This window comes from Algoriphagus kandeliae (genome assembly GCF_004571135.1).
Taxonomy (GTDB): Bacteria; Bacteroidota; Bacteroidia; order Cytophagales; family Cyclobacteriaceae; genus Algoriphagus; species Algoriphagus kandeliae.
On record NZ_SPSB01000001.1, the window covers coordinates 815413 to 832763 of the forward strand.

General features: G+C 39.8%; 17 protein-coding genes and 1 riboswitch. Of the genes, 16 read left to right on the top strand and 1 reads right to left on the bottom strand.

The genetic code is table 11. From position 1 onward, the window contains the following. The first annotated feature begins 5 nt into the window (after positions 1–5). The 7 genes from argB to E4S40_RS03505 all read left to right on the top strand — a co-directional run bounded on the left by argB (position 6) and on the right by E4S40_RS03505 (position 8185). Positions 6–806 (top strand): acetylglutamate kinase, encoded by an 801-nt coding sequence (gene argB, locus E4S40_RS03475; RefSeq protein WP_135070873.1) that lies wholly within the window; start codon positions 6–8, stop codon positions 804–806. Continuing rightward, the gene (locus E4S40_RS03480; protein WP_135070876.1) at positions 806–1882 is read left to right on the top strand and encodes a M20 family metallo-hydrolase; all 1077 of its coding nucleotides are present in this window, start codon (positions 806–808) and stop codon (positions 1880–1882) included. The genes argB and E4S40_RS03480 overlap by 1 nt, the downstream gene beginning before the upstream one ends. A gap of 4 nt (positions 1883–1886) precedes the next feature. Beyond that, positions 1887–3224 (top strand): argininosuccinate lyase, encoded by a 1338-nt coding sequence (argH, locus tag E4S40_RS03485; RefSeq protein WP_135070878.1) that lies wholly within the window; start codon positions 1887–1889, stop codon positions 3222–3224. A 79-nt stretch (positions 3225–3303) separates the two neighbouring features. Then, positions 3304–4848 (top strand): SulP family inorganic anion transporter, encoded by a 1545-nt coding sequence (locus E4S40_RS03490; RefSeq protein ID WP_135070881.1) that lies wholly within the window; start codon positions 3304–3306, stop codon positions 4846–4848. Next, a complete protein-coding gene (gene can / locus E4S40_RS03495; protein ID WP_135070884.1) occupies positions 4845–5498 on the top strand; it encodes a carbonate dehydratase in 654 nt (217 codons plus the stop codon). The genes E4S40_RS03490 and can overlap by 4 nt, the downstream gene beginning before the upstream one ends. A 75-nt stretch (positions 5499–5573) precedes the next feature. After that, positions 5574–5684, top strand: a riboswitch (SAM riboswitch). A 132-nt stretch (positions 5685–5816) separates the two neighbouring features. Beyond that, the gene (locus tag E4S40_RS03500) at positions 5817–7121 is read left to right on the top strand and encodes an O-acetylhomoserine aminocarboxypropyltransferase/cysteine synthase family protein (RefSeq protein WP_135070887.1); all 1305 of its coding nucleotides are present in this window, start codon (positions 5817–5819) and stop codon (positions 7119–7121) included. A 2-nt stretch (positions 7122–7123) separates the two neighbouring features. Further along, positions 7124–8185: a homoserine O-acetyltransferase family protein gene (locus E4S40_RS03505; RefSeq protein WP_135070890.1), complete on the top strand. Its 1062-nt coding sequence runs from the start codon at positions 7124–7126 to the stop codon at positions 8183–8185. A gap of 7 nt (positions 8186–8192) precedes the next feature. On the opposite strand, the gene E4S40_RS03510 is transcribed toward E4S40_RS03505, so the two are convergent. Further along, positions 8193–8636, bottom strand: a complete 444-nt coding sequence (locus E4S40_RS03510) for a DUF2147 domain-containing protein (RefSeq protein ID WP_135070893.1) — start codon at positions 8634–8636, stop codon at positions 8193–8195. 124 nt (positions 8637–8760) lie between these two features. Here E4S40_RS03510 and pdeM point away from each other — a divergent pair, with 124 nt between their 5' ends. The 9 genes from pdeM (at position 8761) to E4S40_RS03555 (ending at position 17279) form a co-directional block, all read left to right on the top strand. Continuing rightward, complete coding sequence (gene pdeM / locus E4S40_RS03515) at positions 8761–9405, top strand: ligase-associated DNA damage response endonuclease PdeM (RefSeq protein ID WP_135070896.1); 645 nt, start codon at positions 8761–8763, stop codon at positions 9403–9405. A 55-nt stretch (positions 9406–9460) separates the two neighbouring features. Next, positions 9461–10351 carry a cell division protein FtsX gene (locus E4S40_RS03520; RefSeq protein ID WP_135070899.1) on the top strand — a complete coding sequence of 297 codons (891 nt, stop codon included), beginning with the start codon at positions 9461–9463 and terminating at the stop codon, positions 10349–10351. Position 10352: 1 nt separating this feature from the next. Beyond that, positions 10353–10556: a DUF3098 domain-containing protein gene (locus tag E4S40_RS03525; protein WP_135070902.1), complete on the top strand. Its 204-nt coding sequence runs from the start codon at positions 10353–10355 to the stop codon at positions 10554–10556. 14 nt (positions 10557–10570) lie between these two features. Beyond that, entirely contained in the window at positions 10571–11263 is a 693-nt protein-coding gene (gene truB / locus E4S40_RS03530) for a tRNA pseudouridine(55) synthase TruB (RefSeq protein WP_135070905.1), read from the top strand. After that, positions 11250–12173, top strand: a complete 924-nt coding sequence (locus tag E4S40_RS03535; RefSeq protein ID WP_135070908.1) for a bifunctional riboflavin kinase/FAD synthetase — start codon at positions 11250–11252, stop codon at positions 12171–12173. Before truB ends, E4S40_RS03535 begins: the two co-directional genes overlap by 14 nt. Before the next feature lie 11 nt (positions 12174–12184). Continuing rightward, positions 12185–12880 carry a CoA transferase subunit A gene (locus E4S40_RS03540; protein WP_135070911.1) on the top strand — a complete coding sequence of 232 codons (696 nt, stop codon included), beginning with the start codon at positions 12185–12187 and terminating at the stop codon, positions 12878–12880. Between the two features lie 33 nt (positions 12881–12913). Continuing rightward, positions 12914–13570, top strand: a complete 657-nt coding sequence (locus tag E4S40_RS03545) for a CoA transferase subunit B (protein WP_135070915.1) — start codon at positions 12914–12916, stop codon at positions 13568–13570. A 59-nt stretch (positions 13571–13629) separates the two neighbouring features. Beyond that, positions 13630–13974: a gliding motility protein GldC gene (gene gldC / locus E4S40_RS03550; RefSeq protein ID WP_135070918.1), complete on the top strand. Its 345-nt coding sequence runs from the start codon at positions 13630–13632 to the stop codon at positions 13972–13974. Between the two features lie 302 nt (positions 13975–14276). Beyond that, positions 14277–17279: a TonB-dependent receptor gene (locus tag E4S40_RS03555; protein ID WP_135070921.1), complete on the top strand. Its 3003-nt coding sequence runs from the start codon at positions 14277–14279 to the stop codon at positions 17277–17279. Positions 17280–17351 lie beyond the last annotated feature (72 nt).

Sequence of the window (17351 nt, forward strand, 5' to 3'; positions counted from 1 at the left end):
AGCCTATGAAAATTTCCGTAATCAAAATCGGAGGAAATGTCATTGACAATCCAGAAAAACTGGAAGAATTTCTCCAACAATTCGCCAAATTTCCAGGCTATAAAATCTTGGTTCATGGCGGAGGAGTTATGGCTTCCCGTTTTGGTGAGTCTCTTGGGGTAATGCCAGAAATGGTGGATGGAAGGAGAATCACTGACAAGGATACCTTGGATATCGTGACTATGGTTTATGCTGGATTGATCAACAAAAACCTAGTAGCCTCACTCCAAGCCTTAGGTGTCAATGCAATTGGGATGACTGGCGCTGATGGAAATGCAATTCGTTCAGAAAAACGTCCTTTCAAGGAAATTGATTATGGATTTGTGGGTGATGTAAAGGAAGTGAATACATCCATGATTCGACATTTATTGGATGCTGATTTAGTTCCCGTCTTCAATGCGATTACACATGATGGAAATGGTCAACTTTTGAATACCAACGCAGACAGTATTGCTTCAGCTGTAGCTACAAGCTTATCAAGAGGCAATGAGGTTAACCTCTATTTTTGTTTCAATAAAGCAGGAGTCTTGGTTGATGAGAAAAATGAAAACTCCATTATTCCATTGATTAATGAGGATATCTATGCTGAATTGCGAAAGGAAAATGTGATCCATTCCGGTATGATTCCAAAGCTTGATAATGCATTTGCAGCTTTGCAAAAAGGCGTAAATCATGTATGGATAGGAAAAGCAGAGAATCTTTTACTCTCAACAAAAGGTAAATTATCAGGAACGGTCATAGAACGGCACCGCTACGATTTATATTGATGGATAACTTTGAACCGGTCACAGAAGAATGCATTCAGCTTTTGCAAGAGCTGATTTCGATTCCTTCTTTTTCAAAAAAAGAAGAAGAAACAGCAACTGCGATCAGCAAATTTCTAATTAAGAAAGAAATTGATTTTGAGCGTTTTGGGAATAATATCATTGCTTACGCAAAATCTTTTGATGCTACCAAACCAACTGTCTGGCTAAATTCCCATCATGACACGGTCAAACCAAATAAGGCCTACACGCGTGACCCTTTTTCACCGGATATAGAAGACGGGAAATTATTTGGTTTGGGCTCAAATGATGCCGGAGGACCATTAGTAAGTTTGTTAGGGGCGTTCCTAATATTGAAAGATAAAGAGCTCCCTTTTAATCTCATTTTTATTGCCTCTGCAGAAGAAGAAATATCTGGAAAAAAAGGTATTTCACTAGTTCTGGAGCACCTTACCGAACCAGAATTGGTCATTGTAGGGGAACCTACCCAAATGAAAATGGCATTGGCTGAAAAGGGCCTAATGGTACTTGATTGTGAAGTAATTGGAAAGCCCGGGCATGCAGCAAGAAATGAAGGAATTAACGCCATTTATTTGGCTTTGGAAGACTTGGAAAAGGTCAAAAACTTTGAATTCAAAAAGGTTTCTCCTTATCTCGGAAAATCAAAAGTTACCGCAACAATTATTCAAGCTGGAAGTCAACATAATGTAGTCCCAGATCTTTGCACCTTTACTTTGGACGTTCGGGTCACAGATGTCTACACTTTAGAGGAGGCACTGGAAGAGCTCCAAAATTCCCTTTCCGCCAAACTTGTTCCACGGTCCCTCCGACTTAGAAGTTCGAAAACTCCAGAAGATCATCCCATTATTCGGGCATCTGCAAAATGTGGAATGGAAACTTTTGGAAGTCCAACTTTATCAGATCAAGCGCTTATCCCCTATCCGTCCGTAAAAATTGGACCTGGAGATTCAGCTCGGTCTCATAGCGCAGATGAATTTATTTATATCAGTGAAATTGAGAAAGCAGTGGTTGATTACGTTGTTTTGCTAGAAAAATACGCTCAAATCAAATCGGAATAGACTTATGAAAATTTGGCAAAAAGCCAGTGGAAATAAAAAAGAGGTAGAACAGTTCACCATAGGACGAGATCCTGAATTTGATATCATTCTGGCACCTTATGATGTTTTGGGTTCAATGGCTCATTCAGCCATGCTAGAAAAGATTGGACTTTTGACTTCTGAAGAAAATCAAGCACTTCAAAAAGGCCTGCGAGTAATTTACCAAGAGATTGAGAATGGTGAGTTTCAAATTGAAGAAGGTGTAGAAGATGTACATTCTCAGGTCGAATTTTTACTAACAAATCGACTTGGTCCTGTGGGAAAAAAACTTCATTCTGGAAGAAGTCGAAATGATCAGGTTCTTGTGGATTTGAAATTGTACTATCGTGCTGCAATTCGAGAACTTGTCGCTGAAATCACTGATTTAGGGCTTCTTTTAAGCCAACTTTCAGAAAAGCATCAATCTGATTTGATGCCTGGCTACACGCATACGCAATTGGCTATGCCTTCTAGTTTCGGACTTTGGTTTGCTTCTTTTTTGGAGGGTTTTTCTGAGGATCTCCATCTCCTTAAGACGGCTTTTGACTTATCGAATAAAAACCCATTGGGATCAGCTGCCGGATATGGTTCAAGTTTCCCGCTCAATCGAACCATGACTACCCAATTACTTGGATTTGCCGATTTGCATCATAATGTAATTAATGCACAAAATAGCCGCGGAAAGACAGAACGGACGCTAGCCTTTGCCATGGCAGGAATTGCAGCAACCTTAAACCGATTGGCAGACGACATTTGCCTGTTTATGAATCAGCATTTTGCTTTTGTGAGCTTTCCTGATGAATTGACTACTGGTTCCAGCATTATGCCTCATAAAAAGAATCCCGATGTATTTGAGCTGATCCGTGCCAAAACCAATCAGATTCAAGCTGTTCCTCAGACCATCTCCCTTTTGTTAACCAATTCTACTACAGGCTACCACCGGGATTTACAATTACTCAAAGAGGAAGTATTCCCAGCAATTGAAAGTCTCAAAGATTGCATTCGAATGAGTACTTTTATGCTTCAATCTATTCAGATTCGGAAAAACATTTTGAATGATCCGTTTTATCAGCATGTCTTTTCTGTTGAAGTAGTCAATGAGTTGGTCTTGAAAGGAATGCCTTTCCGTGATGCCTACAAAAAGGTAGGTCTCGATATTGAGTCAGGAAATTTCAATCCGGATCAAACACAAGTTTCTCATAGCCACGAGGGAAGCATTGGAAATTTGAATTTGGAGGAAATCAATCAAAAACTTCAAAATGCTATCCGATCGTTTGACTTCGAAAGTATAGAAATCGCTGTCAATAAGTTAATTGGGAAATGATTGTTTAAAATCCCTTTGAAAATACACTAGGATTTATCTTATATTAGGTATAAGTAAATCTTATTTATTTTCAACCAATATGCCCCAGCACTTTTCCGTTTTATCTTTAAAATATGACCTTAAGGCTTCCCTCGTAGTATTTTTAGTAGCCTTGCCACTATGCTTGGGAATTGCTGTAGCTAGTGGAGCTCCTCCTATGTCAGGTTTAATCGCCGGGATTGTAGGAGGAATCATCATCGGTTCACTTTCAGGTTCTCATGTAAGCGTGAGTGGACCTGCAGCTGGTTTAACAGTGATTGTCTTAGATTCTATCTCCACTTTAGGAACATTTGAATTGTTTCTAGGAACAGTTGTGATAGCAGGGCTTATTCAATTGATTTTTGGACTTTTGAAAGGAGGAGTCTTAGGTTACTATTTTCCGCACTCTGTCATTAAAGGAATGTTGACCGCCATAGGATTGATTTTGATCCTAAAGCAAATCCCTCACGCTCTTGGATGGGATAAAGATGCTATGGGTGATATGGCTTTTTTACAGATAGACAATGCCAATACCTTTTCGGAAATTTGGTATGCCATCCAATATTTCAGCCCTGGAGCTATTCCAATAACCCTTATCTCACTACTAATTATTTTCTTTTTTGAAAGGCCTAAAATCAAGAATAATCCTATTCTTGGAATCGTTCCAGGAGCTCTTTGGGCCGTTGTTTTTGGCATTTTGGCTAATCGTTTTTATTCCTTTTTCCTTCCAGATTGGGAATTATCCAATGAGCATTTGGTGAATTTACCGGTTGTTGAAAAATGGGAGGATTTTGCTGGCTTGATAACTTTTCCAAACTTCTCGAAAATCACTAGTGGAGATTTTTGGGTAATCGCCATTACCATAGCTGTTATTGCGAGTATTGAAACCCTTTTGAGTATTGAAGCTGGAGATAAAATGGACCCTAAGAAAAGGGTTACACCTGCTTCCCGCGAATTAGTTGCTCAAGGAATAGGTAATTCTGTTTCTGGATTGATTGGTGGTTTGCCCGTCACGGCTGTGATCGTAAGAACTTCCGCAAATATTGCCTCCGGTTCTAAAACCAAATTAGCAGCCATTCTGCATGGTGTTTTATTATTGGTTTTGGTGGTTGGTATTGCCGGAGTTTTAAACCAAATCCCATTAAGCTGTTTAGCGGCGGTTCTGTTTATGGTCGGCTTTAAACTCGCCAAACCTGCCATTTTTGTTAGCGAATATGAAAAAGGACTCAATCAATTCTTGCCTTTTATCATTACCGTTTTTGCGATTCTTTTTACGGACTTGCTTGTTGGAATTGGTATTGGGCTGATAGCAGGGGTATTTTTTGTAATGCGAACAAATTACCGTAAATCAATCCAAGTCACTGAGTTGAATGGAAGATACCTTGTAAAGCTTCAAAAGGACGTCTCATTCTTAAATAAAGCCCCTTTACGAAAAGCTTTAGAAACTATTCCAGATGGAAGCGAAGTGATTATAAATGCCACTAAAGCCCAATTTATCGATCACGATATTCAGGAAGTCTTGAATGATTTTATCAATTCTGCTTCTGAGAAAAATATCGAGGTTGATACAGAAGGTTTAAAATATAACCTAGAAGAAACACTATGAACGATTACGAAAAGCTCCTATTACAAAACAAAGCCTGGTCGGAGGAAAAAACCGGAATCGATGAGAATTTTTTTGAACGATTGGCCAAACAACAAAAGCCCAAATTTTTATGGATAGGCTGTTCGGATAGCCGCGTTCCTGCCAATGAAATCACTGGGACAGATCCGGGTGAAATCTTCGTTCATCGAAACATAGCCAACATGGTTGTACACACAGACCTGAATCTATTGTCAGTTTTGCAGTATGCAGTAGAGGTACTTAAAGTCGAGCATATCATCGTTTGTGGGCATTATGGATGCGGCGGAGTTGAAGCTGCGCTTTCCAATAGACACTTGGGCTTAATCAATAAATGGCTTAGAAATATCAAGGAAGTATATCGACTTTACCGGGATAAGATTGATATGATGGAGGACCAAAATGCTAAACTTGATAAATTGGTCGAATACAATGTAATAGAACAGTGTCAGGATCTAATCAAGACTTCCATTATTCAAAAGGCTTGGATGGAGCGAAAAGGCCCACACATTCATGGATGGGTTTATGGAATCAAAGATGGTTTGGTAAATGAATTGGTCTCTATTCCTGCAGATTTCGAAAATATTGATCCGATTTTCCGGTATAGTGAGGAGCAATTAAAAATCCCTCATTAAAAATTTCTTTTCTACTTTATTTTGATTTCTAAAAATGGGACACTTACTTTGAAGTGTCCTTACTTTTTTGGTGAGGATTTATAAAGAAGAGGCGAGAGACAGGCTCTAAGACCCTCTGGCAACCTTCCAAAGTGGAAAGGTGCCAAATCCTGCCGGGTGAGATGGTCTCACTTGGAACTATAAATTCTTCACGATATGACGATTTATACCCCACTTATTTCCCCTTTTTCTTTATCATTTCATTCGATGTATAGAATCATGCTTTGATTCTATGGGGCTCACTGTATTCTTTTTTCTAACCTTTAATCCTTATTAATTATGTCTACCAATTACAAATTTGAGACACTTCAGCTTCATGCTGGACAAGAACCTGACCCTGCTACCAATTCAAGAGCAGTTCCGATTTACCAAACCACTTCTTACACCTTCAATTCCGCAGAACACGGAGCCAATCTGTTTGGATTAAAAGAATTCGGAAACATCTATACCCGAATCATGAATCCCACGACTGATGTGTTCGAAAAGCGTATTGCTGCTTTGGAAGGTGGAGTTGCTGCTGTGGCTACCTCTTCAGGACAAGCAGCTCAATTCTTAGCTTTGAATAATATCCTTCAAGCCGGGGAGAATTTTATATCTACTTCTTTTCTCTATGGTGGGACGTACAATCAATTCAAAGTAGCTTTCAAACGAATTGGAATTGAGGCACGCTTTGCAAAAGGAGATCAGCCAGAAGCTTTTGAAAAGCTAATTGATGAAAAAACAAAAGCCATTTATTTAGAAACAATTGGAAATCCTGAATTCAATATTCCGGATTTTGAAGCGATCGCCGCTTTGGCACGGAAGTACGATATCCCGTTAATCGTAGATAATACTTTCGGTGCCGGAGGCTATTTATTCAGACCCTTAGACCATGGTGCCAATATCGTAACAGCATCTGCTACCAAATGGATTGGGGGACATGGCACCTCTATCGGAGGAGTCATTGTAGATGGAGGCAATTTTAATTGGGGAAATGGAAAATATCCTCAATTCTCAGAACCATCAGAAGGCTACCATGGATTGAATTTTTGGGAGGTTTTCGGTAAAAATAATCCACTAGGATTACCAAATATAGCTTTTGCTATCCGTGCACGTGTGGAAGGCTTACGGGATTTTGGACCCTCCCAAAGCCCATTCAATGCTTTTCTATTATTGCAAGGTTTGGAGACGCTTTCACTTCGTGTACAGCGTACCGTTGACAATGCATTGGCTTTAGCAAATTGGCTGGAAAAGCATCCTAAAGTTCGAAAAGTAAATTATCCGGGACTTTCCTCTTCTCCTTATCATCAATTAGCTAGCAAATATCTTAGAAATGGATTTGGAGGGGTTTTGAGTTTTGAAATTGAAGGAGAAAAAGAAAAGGCCACCAAATTCATTGACAGCTTAAACTTAATCTCTCACCTAGCGAATGTGGGTGATGCTAAAACTTTGATCATTCAACCTTCAGCTACTACTCATCAACAACTAACTGAAGAAGAACAACTAGCTTCTGGAGTTACGCCTAGCCTGCTTAGACTGTCTGTTGGTATTGAACACATTGATGATATCAAAGCTGATTTGGAACAAGCATTCGGTAAAATCTAATTATGAACCTCACCCACTCGATCGTAAACATTAATATGAGGACTGATATTTTCCATTCAAAAACTCCATTTGTGCTTGAATCTGGTCAGGAATTGCCAGAACTGGAATTGGCTTATACTACCTATGGAAAGCTGAATTCTGCCCAAGACAATGTCATTTGGGTTGTACATGCATTGACTGGAGATAGCCGAGTCGGCGATTGGTGGAACGGTATGGTGGGTGAGGATCAATTTTTTGATCCGGCTGATTACTTTATTATCTGTGTGAATTTGCCGGGATCCTGCTATGGGTCAACCAACCCTCTGTCCTCAAATCCCATAACAGGGAAGAATTATTATTATGATTTTCCTTTGTTGACGACACGGGACATGGCAAATGCTTTGGAATCGATTCGCCAATCCTTAGGAATAAATCAAATACATACTTTGCTGGGAGGATCTTTAGGAGGACAAGTTGCATTGGAATGGGCCTATTTATTGGAAGATCGATTGCAAAATCTGGTCATTTTGGCCTCTACAGCGAAATCCTCCCCTTGGGTTATCGGATTCAATGAAACTCAGCGAATGGCAATTGAATCGGATTGTACTTGGGGAGAAGAAAGTGCAGATGCAGGTAAAAAAGGACTCGAAACTGCCAGAGCAATAGCTATGATGAGCTATAGACATCCTTGGGATTTTGCAAAAAAACAGGAAAGTCCTTCTGGTACTTTGGACAATTTTAGATCATCTTCCTATTTGAGGTATCAAGGTCAAAAATTAGCAAATCGATTTACTGCTTTCTCTTATTGGATACTCAGTAAAGCGATGGATAGCCATGATTTGGGACGAGGTAGAGGTGGTTACCAAGACGCTCTTAAAAAAATAAAGGCCCGGACCTTGGCTGTTGGCGTAGATACGGACCTCTTATTTCTTCCTGAAGAATCTATGGAAATAGCGAAATATATTCCTAAGGCAAGCTACAGAGAAATCAAAGCCACAGCTGGACATGATGCTTTTCTGATTGAATTCGAACAACTACGATACATTCTTCAATCCTTTTATATCAGTAATGGATCAAAGAATTGAATCCTAGTCAATCTTCGGCTTTTGTCCATTCAACCGTTCTTCCAATCCATGAAAAACCCATATAACCAGTCACTTCAAGTACATCTGAATTCAAGAGTTTGATTTCACAGGAATAGGTATTTCCTGATTTAGGATCGTAAATTTTCCCTCCTTTCCACGCTCCATTCTTGTATTGAAGTCCTTCTAAAATGGTTAAGCCCATCAAAGGTCTTTTGCGGAGTTTTTCATCATCATTTTGATCATCCATTGCTGGTACACCATTACGTTCAGGTTCCAGCAACCAAATGATTTTACCCATAAATTCCTTTCCATTTTGGGTAATTTGAACCTTGGCTGTTTTCTCAGTATTGTACCAAACTCCGAGAATTGATTCTTCACTTTGGGCAAATACAGTCTGAACAGTAAATAATAAAGCCAGTGTAAAAATTGAAGCGAATTGACGTACTTTCATAGGTAAGATTAATTTGAAAATAAAATCATTTTAGCTTTGAATTTGTTTTGCAAAGGTCTGAAAAACTCCTCTTGAGTTTACAGTCTTTCAATTTGTCACCCATTTTAGTGAAAGAAGGCGAAAAATGCTACTAAGGCACGAAAATGCAGAATTAGAACTTTTAAAGGAAAAAGCTATTTGGTGGTCTGCAAAGCGAATTTTATTTATTTCAGATCTTCATTTTGGAAAAGCTTCCCATTTTCGGAAATCAGGAATTCCTATTCCAGAACCTATCCACCACAAGGATTTGCATAAACTTCAGCAGCTATTCCAAACCTATTCTCCTTCAAAGGTTTATTTCTTGGGAGACTTATTTCATAGCGATTGGAATGAATCCTGGGAAGAGCTGATGGATTTTTTGTCGCAGTTTAAGGAAATTAGCTTTTATCTGGTGAAAGGGAATCATGATATACTTCCCCGAAGTATTTATGAAAATGCTCCATTTGAACTTTTAAACCAACCTGTTTTTATTGAACCCTTGGTTTTATCCCATGAACCTTTAGATGAAATTAAGGAAGGCTTTTTAAATCTATGTGGCCATATTCATCCGGGTGTGAGGTTAAAAGGTTTAGGTAGGCAATCCGTTCGAGTTCCTTGCTTTTACAAAACCAACCAAACATTAATACTTCCCGCTTTCGGAGAATTTACAGGCCTGGCTTTGGTTCAAGCTACCAATGAAGCATCCATTTTTGGAATTAGCCCATCCAAGGTATTTCCTATCCTTTCTTAAAATGATTGGCAAAATCCTTGGGGATGTTTAGCTTTGGCTAGAATTTGATTTTTAAATGGCAAATTATCCTCGAAAAAAGAAACGGCTCGGTCATTTTAAATTTGGCAGTGTTCTTTTTAGCACTACCCTTTCCTTATTTATTGTCGGGCTTTTTGGTACGATTCTAATCCAGGCAAAAGGGTTGACAAGTATGATTCGAGAAAACATCGAAGTACAAGTTTTCTTAGACAAGAATTTGTCAGATTCCGAACTCGAAGATTTAGAAAATAATCTGAAGAACAGGCCTTTTGTACTACGAAAGGATGATTCCGTTTCTTTCCGTTTTGTATCGGATGAAGAAGCAGCACAGACCTTCATCCAAAGCACCGGAGAAGATTTTACTAAGTTTCTGGAAGACAACCCGCTTCGTGACAGCTTTGTATTCACCGTTGCAGAGGAATTCCAAACCTCCAAGCAATTGGAGGAAATAAGTCAGGAAATTCAATCCCTTGAGGGAGTTTTTGAAGTTTCCTACATGACCGATCTAGTTGATTCTATCAACAAAAATCTGTTGAAAATCAGTTTGGTAATGGGAGGCTTCATCCTGATCCTTGTGATCACAGTAGTTATGCTGATCAATAATACCATCCGACTTGCCTTGTTTTCCCAGCGCTTTCTTATCCGATCCATGCAATTGGTTGGTGCTACGAGAGGGTTTATCCGTAAACCATTTTTGATTCGTTCTTGGGTATTCGGAATGATTGCTGGATTAATGGCATCATTGATTCTTTATGGCTTGATTTCGTATACCCAATCAGCCATTGAAGGATTTGCACTTCTCCAAAATCAAGAATTGCTGTTTGCCTTATTTGGTGTTTTGGTTTTAGCTGGAGGTATTTTATCCGTGCTCAGCACATTGAGAGCTGTAAATAAGTATTTAAACATGTCATTGGACGAACTATATTAATATGAGCAAAGCTTCATTTCCATTTTCTAAAAAGAATTACAAGCTGATGTTTATTGGCATTGGTTTAATCATTTTGGGCTTTGTCTTGATTGCCTTGGACCCTGAACAACATGGAAACGGCGTCCTTGGTCTTACCATAGGACCTATTGTAACTTTAAGTGGATTTTTGTTTGAGATTTACGCCATTCTGGCCAAGTCTGAATAAATCTCCCCTACTCCATGAATACGCAGCAAGAGGCTTACGCTGAAGTCTTTTTGGTAGACAAACCCTTGGAATGGACTTCCTTTGATGTTGTAAAAAAGATTCGAAATGCTCTCAAAATCAAAAAAGTAGGGCATGCTGGAACCTTAGATCCCTTAGCTACCGGGCTTTTGATTGTTTGTGCAGGAAAAATGACCAAACAAATCGAAACCTTTATGGGGAAAGAAAAGGAATATACCGGAACATTCGTTTTGGGAAAAACCACAGAATCTTATGATTTGGAGAAACCCATTATTGAGGTTGCTGACCCAAGCCATCTTTCCTTAGAGGATATACAAAAAGCCGCTGAACAATTAAGAGGAGATATTCTTCAAGTTCCTCCTATGCATTCTGCTGTGAAAGTGGATGGTAAGCGCGTATATGAAACTGCTCGCGCAGGAAAATCATTAAAATTGGATCCTCGCCCCGTTCAAGTAAGGGAATTTGAAATTACACGATATGAAGGAAATGAGGTAGATTTTCGAATTTCCTGCTCCAAAGGAACCTATATTCGAAGTCTCGCAAGAGATCTAGGTGAGATTCTTCAAGTAGGAGCCTATTTGAAATCTCTATGTCGAACCCGAATCGGAGAATTTGGTTTATCGGAAGCCCACGCGCTTCCTGAATTGATAGAAACTTTAAAATCTCGTCGAACTCATGAAAATCTATGAAGGACTGAGTGAATTCAAGACTGTCCCCAATCCGGTAGTCACTAGCGGAACTTTTGATGGGGTCCATCTTGGCCATCAAAAAATCCTTCATCGAATTCGCGAAATCGCCCGATCCATTCAAGGAGAAACCATCCTATTGACTTTTTGGCCACATCCGAGATTGGTCCTTTATCCTGAAGAACATAATCTCCGGCTTCTTTCAACTTTTGAAGAAAAAACCAAACTGCTTCGACGGTTTGGAATAGACCACCTGATTACCATTCCATTTACCAAGGAGTTTTCTCAAATGAGCTCCAAGGAATTTATTCAAAAGATTCTAGTGGATAAAATTCATACCAAAAAGTTGGTCATAGGTTATGATCATCGATTTGGAAAAAACAGAGAAGGGTCATTTGAATATCTTCAGGAACATGCAGCGGATTTCGGCTTTGAATTGGAAGAGATTTCTCGACAAGACGTTGACGCTATTGGGGTTTCAAGCACCAAAATCCGAAAAGCCCTGGAATCTGGAGATATTCAAACCGCAAACTCCTTTCTAGGTAGGTCGTATGAATTAAATGGGATTGTAATCAAAGGTCAACAAATTGGCCGATCAATAGGCTTTCCTACCGCTAATGTACATATCCCAAACAGTTACAAACTCATTCCAAAAGATGGAGTTTATGCTGTAGAGGCTGAGGTAAATGGGAGTCTATTTAAGGCTATGTTGAACATAGGAAATCGACCAACGGTAGATGGAACTCAAAAAAGTGTAGAAACACATCTATTTGATTTTCAGGGTGATCTATACGGAAAACAGATCACGATTTATTTGAAGGCTTATCTTCGAGAGGAACAAAAGTTTGAAAGTCTTGCAGCCCTACAAGCACAATTGCTAAAAGATCAGCAGCAAGCGAAAATGTTACTATAAACCCAAAAATAATGATCAATAAAACGGTAAAAGATGCCCGCGAAGCCGTCAAGGATATCCCAAGTGGAGCCTTTTTAATGATGGGTGGGTTCGGGTTATGCGGAATCCCGGAGAATTCCATAGCGGCTCTCCTTGAACGAGACATCAAGGATTTGACTATTGTTTCAAATAACGCCGGTGTAGACGATTTCGGAATTGGACTCCTATTAAAAAAGCGGATGGTCAAGAAAATGATCTCCAGCTATGTAGGAGAAAATGCAGAATTCGAACGTCAGCTATTAAGTGGGGAATTAGAAGTGGATTTGATTCCTCAAGGAACTCTAGCTGAGCGAGTAAGGGCTGGTGGTGCCGGTATTCCTGCTTTTTTCACACCTGCCGGAGTAGGAACTGAAGTGGCAAAAGGAAAAGAAACCCGTGAATTTGATGGCAAGGTCTATTTAATGGAGCGTTGGTTACGAGCAGACTTCTCTCTAGTTAAAGCTTGGAAAGGTGATACGGCTGGTAATTTGGTTTTCAAGGGAACAGCCAGAAATTTTAATCCTATGATGGCTGCTGCTGGGAAAATTACCATCGCAGAAGTAGAAGAATTGGTTCCTGCCGGAGAATTGGATCCAAATCAGATTCATACACCGGGTATATATGTACAGCGGATTTTCCAAGGGGAAAATTATGAAAAACGAATCGAGCAGAGAACTACAAGATCCTAATCCATCATTTCGTAAACCCAAATATCCAAAGACATGCTAAGCAAACAACAAATCGCCCAAAGAATCGCTAGAGAAGTAAAAAATGGGCAATACATAAATTTAGGGATTGGAATTCCCACCCTTGTAGCCAACTATATCCCAGAAGATCTTGAGATTGTTCTTCAATCTGAAAATGGTTTGTTGGGAATAGGTCCCTTCCCTACTGAAGAAGAAATCGATCCGGATTTAATTAATGCCGGAAAGCAGACGATCACTATGGTGAAAGGTTCAGCCATTTTTAATTCAGCTGAGTCTTTTGCTATGATTCGAGGAGGTCATGTCCACCTGACTATTTTAGGGGCGATGGAAGTTTCTGAGAATGGAGACATTGCCAATTGGAAAATCCCTGGAAAAATGGTGAAGGGAATGGGTGGCGCGATGGATTTGGTAGCTTCAGCAGAAAATATCATTGTTGCCATGCAGCATTGTTCTAAAAGTGGCGATTCCAAACTTTTACCTGAGTGTAGCCTTCCTATCACCGGTATTCGCTGTGTGAAAAAAATTGTTACCGACCTTGCAGTTTTAGAAATCCATCCGGATGGAGGTTTTATTCTTAAAGAAAGAGCTCCAGGTGTAAGTGTAGAAGAAATTCAGCAAAAGACAGCCGGAAAACTCATCATAGAGGGCGAAATTCCGGAAATGACCTTTTAAACTCTTTTCTTGGAAAGGTTTAACTTGGATTTTGGAAAGATCAGGTTCAAATTTGCGGCATGAAAAAATCAGAGATTAATTTTCAAGTCGAGCTCGATAAGGATAATCTACCCAAAGAAATCCTATGGAGTGCCACAGATAAAGAAGAAGAAGGTGCTGAATCAACAAGAAGCATCAGTGTCAATGTGTGGGATAATTTAAATCAAAGTACACTCCGGATAGATTTGTGGACCAATGAAATGTCTGTAGTCGAGATGAAACGATTTTACATCGACATCATAGGAGGAATGGCACAGACTATCTTAAATAGTACCGGAGATGAATTCATGTCTGAGGAAATGAAAGATCTTTGTGATCGACTAGTTAGACATGTCAATGAAGAAAATTCAAGAAATAACCGCTGAAAACTTCAAAGAGTCTGGAAATTTCCAGACTTCTTTTTTTTTATCTCATTCTTTACTTTTTGATGATTTTTTAAAAAAAATCTTCTCCATGTGATAAATCCTTAATTTTCAAGACCAATCCTTAAGTGTTTTCCTAAAAATCCCTCAAGTTTCCTATCTAGAGGAAAAATTTTCCAAAAATTGCCTCAATGTTTTTCTTTTCAATTTCATTGAATATTCACTTTTTGATATAAATTTCGACTGAAAAAATAGCTTTCACCCAAAGGCTGCAAGCTTTAATTAATTAAAATCCAAATTAGCCTATGAGCAATTTTACTTCAAAATTCCAGAGGAGCGTACTTCTATGTTTCCTCTTGGTTTCCCTAGGAATGGGAAAAGTTTTTGCCCAAACGACTATCTCCGGAACAGTCACTGATGCAGAAACTAAAGAAACACTAGTCGGAGTAAACATCATCGTAAAGGGAAAAGTAATTGGTACAATTACTGACCTAGATGGTAAATACTCCCTAAATGTCAACCAAGCTCCCCCATTCACATTGATTTTCTCTATGGTTGGATATAGCAGCCAAGAAATCGAGGTTACCGGAGGAATGAGCACCTTGGATGTTCAATTATCTGAAGCCACAGTCTTAGGACAAGAAGTGGTCGTTTCGGCATCCCGTGTAGAAGAAAGCGTCATGAAATCTCCTGTGTCTGTTGAGAAAATGGACATTATCGCAATTCGTGAGGCTCCTCAGGCTAGTTTCTACGACGCCCTGAATAACTTGAAGGGAGTAGAAATGAGTACTCAGTCGCTCACCTTTAAATCCTTCAACACCAGAGGATTCAATGCGAACGGTAACGTTAGAACCGTTCAAATGATCGATGGAATGGATAACCAAGCTCCTGGTCTTAACTTCTCTGTAGGTAACATTGTGGGTATTTCCGAATTAGACCTAGAGAGTGTTGAATTGCTTCCAGGTGCTTCTTCTGCACTTTACGGACCTAACGCGATCAATGGTATCCTTTTGATGACATCTAAAAATCCATTCCAATACCAAGGTCTTTCTGCAAATGTAAGAACCGGTATTATGAGTGAAGATGGACGTTCTACAGCTTCTACAGGATTCTATGATTTCAGTGCTCGTTATGCTAAAGCCTTCAATGATAAAGTTGCTTTCAAAGTAAACTTACAATACTTGAAAGCCGATGACTGGCAGGCCAATGATTTCCGCGATCAGTCTTTATTGAATGGTTTTGGAATTGCAAATGGTACTCGTGAAAATAACCCGGGCTACAATGGTGTGAACGTTTATGGAGACGAAACCAACGTAAACATGTTCTCTGTAGCTCAAGGAATGGTTGCTGCAGGTGTTCTTCCTGAAGCTGCATTAGGAATTATTCCTTCAAATGTAAATGTTTCTAGAACAGGTTATTTCGAGCGCGATGTTGCAGATTATGGAACCAAGTCCTTGAAATTGAATGCTGCGTTGCATTGGAGATTAAATGACCGCGTGGAAGCCATTCTTCAAGGAAATTATGGATTTGGTACAACTGTTTACACTGGCGCTGACAGATACTCAATTGCAAACTTCAACCTAGGTCAATACAAAGCAGAACTTCGAGGTGCCAACTGGTATTTGAGAGGATATACTACTCAGGAGCGTTCTGGTGATGCTTATGCAGTAGGTATCGCTGCTCAGGGTATCAACGAAGCTTGGAAGCCAAGTACGCTTTGGTTCCCTCAATATGTTGGTGCTTATGTACAGGGTATCCAAGGAGGTCTATCTCCTGACCAAGCTCACGGAGCTGCAAGAGCATTTGCTGACCAAGGAAGATTCATGCCAGGTACTGCTGAATTTAACCAAGCATTGGCTGATGTAACTTCTAGACCAATTCCTGGAAATGCATCAGGCGTAGGTGCTCAATTCGTGGACAAGACCAATTTGTATCACGTTGAAGGTTCTTACAACCTTCGCGACCAAATCAAATTCGCTGAATTTGTAGTAGGTGCAAACTATCGTGTTTATCAATTGAATTCTGAGAAGACCCTTTTTGCTACTGACGAAAATGGAAACGAATTCAACATCAAAGAATACGGCGGTTATGTACAAGGTTCTAAGTCCCTATTTGACGACAAATTCAAATTGACTGCTTCTGTACGTTACGATAAGAATGAAAACTTTGCCGGTCAGTGGTCTCCACGGGTTTCCGGGGTGTACTCTACAGGAAATCACAATTTCCGAGCTTCTTACCAGACTGGATTCCGAATCCCAACAACTCAAGATCAGTACATTGACTTGTTAACTCCTCAAGCGAGATTGTTGGGTGGTCTACCTCTATTCAGAGATCGCTATAACTTTAACACCAATCCAGTTTATACTTTAACTACTGTACAAAACTTCGGAGCTGGTGTGGGTGCTGATGTTTCTAATCCTGCGATTATCCAAGCTGCAATACAACAAGCTACTCAAATCGTTCTTCAGCAAGTTGCAGCCGGTCAGATTCCTAATGATCCTGCTGCTATTGCTGCAGCTATTCAAGCTTTGACTCCACAACTTGTTCCTGTTTTGGCTGCTCAGAATAACCTTGACTCTCTTCAGCCTTTTGAGTTGACTGAATTCAAGCCTGAGCGAGTGAAGTCTTTTGAAGTAGGTTATAAGGGAATCTGGGGCAACAGATTGTTAGTAGATGCTTACGCTTACTTCAACCGCTTTGAGAACTTCATCGGAGGTCAGGTATTGGTTCAAGACGGAGATCCTACTACTGGAAGCCAAGGTCCTAATCCAATTACTGGTTTGAACCTTATCGGTGTAGGTCCTGGAGGAAGAAATGTATTCTCTATCCCAGTTAACAGAACTGAGATAATCAAGTCTTGGGGATGGGCTTTGGGCTTGGATTATAAATTCAACAAAGGCTATACCTTGGGTGGAAACGTTTCTTACAATACCCTATCCAACTTGGATGAATTGGCAGAAACTGGATTCCAGCCTTCTTTCAACACTCCTGAGTACCGTTATGTAGTTAACTTTGCTAATCGTGAACTTTGGAAAAACTTCGGTTTCGCAATGTCTTACAGATGGCAGGGTGAATTTGTATGGCAGTCTTCTTTCGTAGGACCAGCTGTATCTGCCGGCCAACTATCTGTGATGCCAGCATTCGGAACCTTCGATGCTCAAGTTAGCTACAAGTTGAAGAGCTTGAAATCCATCCTAAAAGTCGGTGGATCCAACCTATTCAGCAATGGTTACCGTCAAGCTTGGGGTAACCCAACTGTTGGAACCATGTATTTCGTGAGCTTGACATTTGACGAGTTCTTGAACTAATAAACAATCAACCACCAACCCTACAAAAAAGACCGCTGCATGGCGGTCTTTTTTTATGCTTTCATAATTCCT